The following is a 1,831-nucleotide window of genomic DNA, read 5'->3' as shown; positions in this document are numbered from 1 at the left end:
TCAAAATTACTTGGGGGAGCGAATCCCCATGTAATTTTCCTCCTGTCTCCTGTCTACTGTCTCCTGTCTCCTTCTTCAATAAGAAAGACCTGAATAAAATTATCATGTCTATGGAGATAGATACAGAAATAATTTATGAAATAATAATGATTTGTCAAAAATATCAGGATACATAAAAACTCTGAAACTTTTATTCCTATTCCATTTTTCCTAAATTCAAAGAGATTTTTACCTGCAACTGAAATAGGATGGCTGTATATATAGACTTTGAACTCAGAGTATCAAAAAAATTAACTTGAAAATTTAGTTTTCAAGTATTACCAAACATGAAAAATCAAATCCAAATAAAAAAATTAAAAATCAAATAAATTTTATACCATAAAAAAAATAATTTTACGAATAATAAGGGCGATTAAAAGACACGTGCAGGAGATGTCCCTTTGACTAAAAAAATAATTTCCGACCTAAAAAATGATATTGAAGCCATTTATTCTGACTCCTAAGAAATAGCCTAGATATTTATAGCAAATATTTATCAAATAAATTTTATAGGATAAAATTAAAATTTTTATATTTCCCCAATAATCATAAGTGACAAAAATATTATTGTTGCTTAAAAATTTTATTCTCTAAATCTACAATGCAAACATTTGAAAATAAAAATAAACCAAACAATAATAGAGAAATTAAAAATTTATTAAGTAATACAACTAATAATATATGATCGACGAAAATAAGAAAGAGCATATAATAATCATCTATGCTCTTTGTAATTTTATAGATAAATTCACCAGATAATATTATGCAGAATTCCTCCCTTGAAACTCTGGGTATACCACCCAATGCGTGGGCAGTTGATGAGACAACTGCAGATATTACTCGTCCTCCTCTTCCCACTAAAACCATTGTCGTCAAAACTGATACCAAAACCATTAAACTAGATTTAGCCAAAACAGCAATTTTAGTCATAGATATGCAAAATGACTTCTGTCATCCTGATGGTTGGTTAGCTCATATAGGCGTAGATGTGACACCTGCACGGTCTCCCATTCAACCACTAATAAATTTCTTACCACAATTGCGATCACAAAACATCCCGATAATTTGGGTAAACTGGGGAAACCGTTCCGACCTACTGAATATCAGCGCTGGGTTACGCCATGTTTATAACCCCACTGGTAAAGGTGTAGGTTTAGGCGACCCACTGCCAAAAAATAATGCCCCCGTACTGATAGAAGGAAGTTGGGCAGCAGCAGTTGTGGATGAATTAGAGCAACAACCAGAAGATATTCGCGTGAGTAAATATAGGATGAGTGGGTTTTGGGATACTCCTCTTGATAGCATCCTGCGAAATATGGGCAAAACAACTCTGTTGTTTGCGGGAGTGAATGCAGACCAATGTGTAATGGCAACATTACAAGATGCAAATTTCCTTGGTTATGACTGCATTTTAGTTTCAGACTGTACTGCCACCACTTCCCCTGAATATTGTTGGCAAGCTACTATTTATAATGTGAAACAATGTTTCGGGTTTGTCACAAATTCTAATGCTATTTTGGATGCTATTAAATAATAAATATTTTTTGGAAAAGTCTCATATTTGTCAAATACTAATTACAAAAAATTGGCACTTTGTAGCTATGCTTAAAAAGAGACGAAACTCAAAAAAAGATATCAGTTAAGAAGGCAAAAAAATCAAGGTCTAACAAAAAGCAAGATTCCCAAAAACCTTTTATTTCCTGCCTTATGAAAACCTTGAAGAAGGAAGAAGGAAGGATTGAAGAAGGAGACAGGAGACAGGAGACAGGAGACAGGAGGAAAATTACATGGG

The 1,831-nt window shown here is 33.2% G+C and carries 1 protein-coding gene; it reads left to right on the top strand.

Annotated elements, in window-relative coordinates:
• Positions 1-802 precede the first annotated feature (802 nt).
• Positions 803-1,573, top strand: a complete 771-nt coding sequence (locus D5R40_RS32625) for a cysteine hydrolase family protein (RefSeq protein WP_124142986.1) — start codon at positions 803-805, stop codon at positions 1,571-1,573.
• Positions 1,574-1,831 lie beyond the last annotated feature (258 nt).

This window comes from Okeania hirsuta, from assembly GCF_003838195.1.
Taxonomy (GTDB): Bacteria; Cyanobacteriota; Cyanobacteriia; order Cyanobacteriales; family Microcoleaceae; genus Okeania; species Okeania hirsuta.
This window is presented reverse-complemented; position numbering and strand designations above follow the sequence as displayed.

Bases quoted from the DNA above. Each gene is read 5' to 3' on its own strand.
- D5R40_RS32625 (WP_124142986.1), top strand. From the start codon at position 803: ATGCAGAATTCCTCCCTTGAAACTCTGGGTATACCACCCAATGCGTGG.